Source organism: Streptomyces sp. NPDC007095 (assembly GCF_040634475.1).
Lineage (GTDB): Bacteria > Actinomycetota > Actinomycetes > Streptomycetales > Streptomycetaceae > Streptomyces.
In genome coordinates this window covers 1-5690 of the sequence record NZ_JBEYFS010000400.1, presented here as the reverse complement: position 1 = coordinate 5690, position 5690 = coordinate 1, and the positions used below count along the sequence as shown (strand labels likewise).

The 5690-nt window shown below is 72.8% G+C and carries 7 protein-coding genes; 3 read left to right on the top strand and 4 right to left on the bottom strand.

Going from position 1 to position 5690, the window contains the following annotated elements:
* Nucleotides 1–187 precede the first annotated feature (187 nt).
* Together ABZ656_RS55865 and ABZ656_RS55860 are read right to left on the bottom strand one after the other, a co-directional pair.
* Complete coding sequence (locus tag ABZ656_RS55865; RefSeq protein ID WP_360280126.1) at nt 188–1432, bottom strand: ROK family protein; 1245 nt, start codon at nt 1430–1432, stop codon at nt 188–190.
* Entirely contained in the window at nt 1429–2130 is a 702-nt protein-coding gene (locus ABZ656_RS55860; protein ID WP_360280129.1) for an alpha-ketoglutarate-dependent dioxygenase AlkB, read from the bottom strand. Before ABZ656_RS55860 ends, ABZ656_RS55865 begins: the two co-directional genes overlap by 4 nt.
* A gap of 104 nt (nt 2131–2234) precedes the next feature.
* On the opposite strand from ABZ656_RS55860, the gene ABZ656_RS55855 reads away from it, so the two are divergent.
* Nucleotides 2235–3380 carry a methyltransferase gene (locus tag ABZ656_RS55855; protein ID WP_180362705.1) on the top strand — a complete coding sequence of 382 codons (1146 nt, stop codon included), beginning with the start codon at nt 2235–2237 and terminating at the stop codon, nt 3378–3380.
* Here ABZ656_RS55855 and ABZ656_RS55850 read toward each other — a convergent pair.
* Nucleotides 3370–4143 (bottom strand): AraC family transcriptional regulator, encoded by a 774-nt coding sequence (locus ABZ656_RS55850; RefSeq protein ID WP_101407497.1) that lies wholly within the window; start codon nt 4141–4143, stop codon nt 3370–3372. The two genes, ABZ656_RS55855 and ABZ656_RS55850, sit on opposite strands and share 11 nt — an antisense overlap.
* Before the next feature lie 71 nt (nt 4144–4214).
* Here ABZ656_RS55850 and ABZ656_RS55845 point away from each other — a divergent pair, with 71 nt between their 5' ends.
* Both ABZ656_RS55845 and ABZ656_RS55840 read left to right on the top strand, forming a co-directional pair.
* Entirely contained in the window at nt 4215–5048 is an 834-nt protein-coding gene (locus ABZ656_RS55845; protein ID WP_101407498.1) for a phytanoyl-CoA dioxygenase family protein, read from the top strand.
* Nucleotides 5045–5326, top strand: a complete 282-nt coding sequence (locus tag ABZ656_RS55840) for a hypothetical protein (RefSeq protein ID WP_101407499.1) — start codon at nt 5045–5047, stop codon at nt 5324–5326. The genes ABZ656_RS55845 and ABZ656_RS55840 overlap by 4 nt, the downstream gene beginning before the upstream one ends.
* Nucleotides 5327–5328: 2 nt before the next feature.
* Here ABZ656_RS55840 and ABZ656_RS55835 read toward each other — a convergent pair.
* The coding region (locus ABZ656_RS55835) for a class II fructose-bisphosphate aldolase (RefSeq protein WP_360280121.1) at nt 5329–5690 on the bottom strand (362 nt) is incomplete at its 5' end.

Sequence of the window (5690 nt, the reverse complement as noted above, 5' to 3'; positions counted from 1 at the left end):
TCGTACTGGACGTACTTGGGTCTGTGCCTGGTGCGGTGAGAGTGCGTGCATGGCGTCGCGGGGCAGACGGGAATTTGACGACAGGGCCTAGGCCATGTGGAGCCTGAGCACACCAAGGACGTGAGAGGGTCGCTACCGCCTCGACGGCCTCGTATCAGGTCCGGCCGCAGGTCCGACAGGTCCGGCCTCAGATGCGAGCCAGTGCCGCCGGTGGGTCGTCCAGGACCGGCTGCCAGGCCAACTCCGCCGCACCTACCAGGGTGTTGTGGTCCAGGGTGCAGGCGAGGATCGGTACGCCGCCGCTCTGGCCCCACAGGCTGCGGTCGGCGACGACGGCGCGCAGGCGGTCGGGGTCGGCGTCGAGGAGAGTGCGGTGCAGGCCGCCGAGGATGATCCGGTCGGGGTTGAGGATGTTGACCAGTCCGGCGAGGCCGAGGCCGAGCCGGTCGATCAGCGCCTCGGTGGCCGTGCGGACGGAGGGATCCTGGTCGTACCGGGTGCGGATCAGGTCGTTGGCCTGCTGGAGGAGGGACACCTCGGGGCCGGGGTCGCGGCCCGCCGCCATGAGGAACGCCAGGGGGTCGGCCTCGACGTCGAGGCAGCCGCGACTGCCGCAGTGGCAGGGGCGGCCCTCGGGGTTGACGGTGAGGTGGCCGACTTCGAGGGCGAGACCCGAGCTGCCCGTGTGCAGCCGCCCGTCGAGTACGAGCGCGCCGCCGACGCCCCGGTGCCCGGTGGCCACGCACAGCAGGTCGCGGGCGCCGCGCCCGGCGCCGTGGCGATGCTCGGCGAGAGCGGCGAGGTTGATGTCGTTCGCGGCGAACGCCGGGCCCTCGATGCCCGCCGCGCGCACCCGCTCGGCGAAGATCCTGCGAACGGGGGCACCCGCGGGCCAGGCGAGGTGGAGGGGGTTGAGGGCGAGCCCGTCCGGCTCGGCGACGGCGGACGGGACGGCGAGTCCGGCGCCCACGCAGCGCCGCCCGGTCGCGCGGAGCAGCTCCGCTCCGGTCTCGACGACGGCGCCCAGCACCTTCGCCGGGTCGGCGTCGACGGTCTCGCAGCTGGGCGCGGTGGCGACGATCCGGCCGCCGAGCCCGACCAGCGCGGCGCGGAACCCGTCGGCGTGCACCTGTGCGGCCAGCGCGACAGGACCGTCCTCGGCGACCTCCAGGCGGTGCGAGGGCCGTCCCTGCGAACCGGCCGCCGCGCCGGGCCGCGCGTCGACCCGGATCAGCCCCAGCGCCTCCAGCTCCGCGGCCACCGCGCCCGCTGTCGCGCGGGTGACGCCCAGCTCGGCGGTGAGTACGGCACGCGTCGGCGCACGTCCGGTGTGCACGAGTTCCAGCGCGGGTCCGAGCGCCCCGCGCCCCCGGTCCAGCCGTGTCCGCGTGTTCCCTTCCCCCGCCGTCCGGGGGCCCGCCTTGCCGTTCATGAGGGCGAGTCTCCCATGATCCGCTCGTACGGTGCCCCGCCCGAAGGCACCTGGAAGCCACTCACCCGTAGCGTCACGTTCAGACGGCCGGTCAGGCCCAGTTCGGGCGGCGCCGTATCGGCGTGTACTCGGGGAACCCCGTGGTAGGCGAGCCGGGAGGCCCCGCCGAACACGAACAGGTCCCCGCTGCGCAGTTCGACATCCGTGTACGGGCGCGAGCGCGACTCGGTGTTCCCGAAGCGGAAGACGCAGGTGTCGCCGAGGCTCAGCGACACCACAGGCGCGTCGGACTGCTCGTCGCTGTCGCGGTGCATGCCCATACGGGCGTCGGCGTCATAGAAGTTGATCAGTGCGATGTCGTACGGGGCGGTGGCGGCCTCGGGGCCCAGGGTGTCCGCGACCGCGCGGCGGCCGAGCTCGTCCAGCCAGGCGGGGAACGGCTTCACCGGGGCGCCGTCACCGTCGGCGACCGTGCGCGCGTACCGGTACGGGTACCAGTGCCAGCCCAGGCACACCTGCCGGGAGGTCATCGTGCCGCCGCCGGGTGTGCGCACCGTACGCAGCCCGGCCGGTGGGCGGGCCCACGCACGGCAGGCCTCGAGGAGCTCCCGCTGGGCAACCGGGTCCAGCCAGTCCGGCAGATGCACCGCGCCCGGCGCGATCTCCGCCCGGCTCCGGGGGAACAGCTCCTCATCCATGGACATGCCACCATCCTCGCGCACCCCGCCCGTCCCGTGCCCGCACCTGATCAAGACCCGGCGCGGACCTGGCTGAGCTGCGGCTCGGCTAGCCTTGACCCACGATGAACGACCGGATGACCGCGCCCTGGGCCGAGTACGCGCTGGCCCGCTTCCCCGAGGACCCCCGCGACCAGCTCCGTGCCTGGGACGCCGCCGACACCTATCTGCTGCGGCACCTCGCGGAGAGCGGCACGCCGCTGTCCGGGTCGGTCGTGGTGGTCGGCGACCGCTGGGGAGCGCTCGCCACGGCGCTGTCGGCGCACCGGCCGACGCAGATCACCGACTCCTTCCTCGCGCAGGAGGCGACCCGGGCGAACCTGGCCCGCAACGGGGTAGAGGCGGCCGCGGTACGGCTGCTGACCACCCAGGACACGCCCCCCGGCCGCATCGACGTGCTCCTCGTCCGGGTGCCGAAGAGCCTCGCCCTGCTGGAGGACCAGCTGCACCGGCTGGCGCCCGGCGTGCACGAGGGGACCGTCGTCGTGGGCACGGGCATGGTCAAGGAGATCCACACCTCGACGCTGCATCTCTTCGAGCGGATCCTCGGCCCGACCCGGACCTCGCTGGCCGAGAAGAAGGCCCGGCTGATCTTCTGCACCCCTTACCCCGGGATCGCCCGCGCCGCCAACCCCTGGCCGTACAGCTACCGGCTCCCCGACGACATCGGACCGGTTTCCGGCCGTACCGTCGTCAACCACGCCGGCGTGTTCTGCGCCGACCGTCTCGACATCGGCACCCGCTTCCTCCTCCAGCACCTGCCGCGCAGCCGGGGCCCCGAGCGGATCGTGGACCTGGGCTGCGGCAACGGAGTCGTCGGTACGGCGATGGCGCTGGCCAACCCGGAGGCGGAGGTGCTGTTCGTGGACGAGTCGTACCAGGCGGTCGCCTCGGCCGAGGAGACGTACCGGGAGAATACCGACGGCGTGGGCGCGGAGTTCCGCGTGGGCGACGGACTCGCGGACGTCCCCGCCGGGAGCGTGGACCTCGTCCTGAACAATCCGCCGTTCCACTCGCACCAGGCGACGACGGACACCACGGCCTGGCGGATGTTCTCGGGGGCGCGGCGCGCGCTGCGGCCGGGCGGCGAGCTGTGGGTCATCGGAAACCGCCATCTCGGCTACCACCTGAAGCTGCGCCGCCTCTTCGGCAACAGCGAACTCGTGGCGAGCGACGCGAAGTTCGTCGTCCTGAGGGCCGTCAAGAAGTAGCCCCGCGCAGCACGCGGGGCGAGGCGCCGAGTTCGCGGCGGCACGCCTTGTTGAAGGCCTGCAGGTCGGGGATGCCGACGGAGGCGGCGACCGCCGGGATGGAGAGCGTCGAGGCCCGCAGCAGATGGTGGGCCCGCTGAAGTCTGCGGTGGCGGATGTAGGCCACGACCGTGGTGCCGGTCTCGGCGCGGAAGAGCCGGGTGAGGTGGTTGTGGGAGATCCCGGCGGCGCGGGCGATCTCCGGGATGGTGAGCGGCGCCGCCAGCCGGGCCTCGATGTGGGCGATGGCCGTGCCGACCGCCGGGTGCGGGCCGCGGCTCGTGGCGGTGGGCGGGGTGAGCCGGGCGACGCGCCACAGCGCGGTCCAGATCTCGGCCCGGGTGTGCTCGGGTGCCCCGGGTGCCGCCGCGATCGCGTTCAGCAACAGGCTGGAGAGGATGGGGAATTCGGGTCCCGCGTCCTGCATCACCGGGACGGTGCGGGGCGGTCCGGCGGGGGCGATGCGCAGATGGGCGTAGAGATGTTCGGAGCGGCCCTGGTAGCGGTAGCGGACCGTGGTGCCGGGCGGTACGAGGCTCACGCGGCCGGGGCGGATGGTGTGCGCGGTGCCGTCGACGGTCAGCTCGGCGTCGTACTGGTAGAGGTGCAGTTGCCACAGCTCCGGCAGCCGGAAGACGTCCGTGCGGCTCGCCACGCCGTGCACGCCGACGCCGATGTTGACGACGGCGGGCGGCTCGCCGAGGTGCAGTTCCGTCTCCCGCATGGTGAAAAAATACCAGCAGTGGTGAGCCGCGCCAACGCGCCGCCGGCGACGCCGACCCTACGTTGAGCCGCATGACCAACACGCTGGAGCACACCACGGACACCCCACTCCTGAGTTCGGTCCGGATGGCGCACTTCGTGGCCCACGGCTCGCTGCGGCTGGACGCCGTGGTGCCGCCGGAGATGAACGCCGAGGGCATGGAGGTGCTGCGCGCGGGCGTGCCCGAGGTGCCCTACGGCAGCTCCGTGCCGGCCGCCTACCCGGCGGGTTCCTTCGTCCGTCGGCTGCTGGAACTCCCCGCCGTGGCCGGGGCCCTGCGGAGCCTCGTCGGGCCCGGCCCCGCCGTCGACCACCACTACGTCCACATCCGCGAACCGCACGAGGGGCGGGCGCAGCCGCTGCACGGTGACGCGATCATCGATGTGCGCACCGACGCCTTCGACGTGCAGCTGATGTACTACCCGCAGGACGTCACCCTCGACATGGGCGGCACGCTCAGCGTGCCGGGCAGCCATCTGCGGCGCACCAACGAGTCGGACACCGGGCGCTACCAGAATCTGCGCGGGCAGAGCCGGCTGGTCTGCCCGGCGGGCACCGTGGTGTTTCTGCACCATGGCCTGTGGCACGGCGGGCGGCGCAACGACAGCGACGTGGTCCGATATATGTTCAAGATCCGCTTCAATCCGACCGTGCGGCAGCGGCGGCTGTGGGACACCTCGGACCTCGGCGACCCGCGGGTCGCCGGGGAACTCTCCACGACGTTCCCCTGGTACGAGCCCGCCACCGGCCGCCTCGAGATCTACCACCGGGTCCTGCTGTGGCGCGCGCTCACCGGGGACGACTTCTTCGACCTGGACCACTGGGTGACCCGGGTCTCCAACCGCCCCCAGAAGGAGGCAGTATGAGTGTCCGTCAGCAGGTTCTGGTCCTCTACCTGGCCACCTCCGCCCTGGACGCGGAGGTGGTGGGCTGGTCGGTCTATGACGGCACCGGCCGCACGTCCCCCACGACCGGGGACAGCGACGAGCCGCCGTACGCGTCGGGCGTGGACGCCCTGAAGGACGGCTGGCGGCTGTTCCAGGCGGCGCAGCTGATCCCGCCGTACCCCGGGGGCGAGTACGACGTGTCGTTCCTCAAGCACGAGTTCTTCTTCGAGAAGCTGGTCGACGCCGGGGACCGCTGAGGTCAGGCGCTCAGTACGCGGATCAGGCGCGCCACCGTCCCCGCCATCGCCTCCCGCCCCACGCTGAGGTACTTGCGGGAGTCGACGGCTTCGGGGTGGGCGGCGAGGAACTCCCGGATGGCGCCGGTCATCGCGATGTTCAGGGCGGTGCCGACGTTGACCTTGGCGATGCCGCCCGCGACGGCCGCGGTCAGTTCGTCGTCCGGCACTCCGGAGGAGCCGTGCAGGACGAGCGGCACGCCGAGCGCCGCGGCCAGCCGCTTGAGGCGGTCGTGGTCGAGGGCGGCGGTGCGGGTGGTCATCGCGTGCGAGCTGCCGATCGCGACGGCCAGGGCGTCGACGCCGGAGTCGGCCACGAAGGCAC

What these genes read in the sequence shown, in the direction of transcription:
- ABZ656_RS55860 (WP_360280129.1), bottom strand. Translation starts at nt 2,130, where the DNA reads ATGGATGAGGAGCTGTTCCCCCGGAGCCGGGCGGAGATCGCGCCGGGC.
- ABZ656_RS55865 (WP_360280126.1), bottom strand. Translation starts at nt 1,432, where the DNA reads ATGAACGGCAAGGCGGGCCCCCGGACGGCGGGGGAAGGGAACACGCGG.
- ABZ656_RS55840 (WP_101407499.1), top strand. Translation starts at nt 5,045, where the DNA reads ATGAGTGTCCGTCAGCAGGTTCTGGTCCTCTACCTGGCCACCTCCGCC.
- ABZ656_RS55845 (WP_101407498.1), top strand. Translation starts at nt 4,215, where the DNA reads ATGACCAACACGCTGGAGCACACCACGGACACCCCACTCCTGAGTTCG.
- ABZ656_RS55850 (WP_101407497.1), bottom strand. Translation starts at nt 4,143, where the DNA reads ATGCGGGAGACGGAACTGCACCTCGGCGAGCCGCCCGCCGTCGTCAAC.
- ABZ656_RS55855 (WP_180362705.1), top strand. Translation starts at nt 2,235, where the DNA reads ATGAACGACCGGATGACCGCGCCCTGGGCCGAGTACGCGCTGGCCCGC.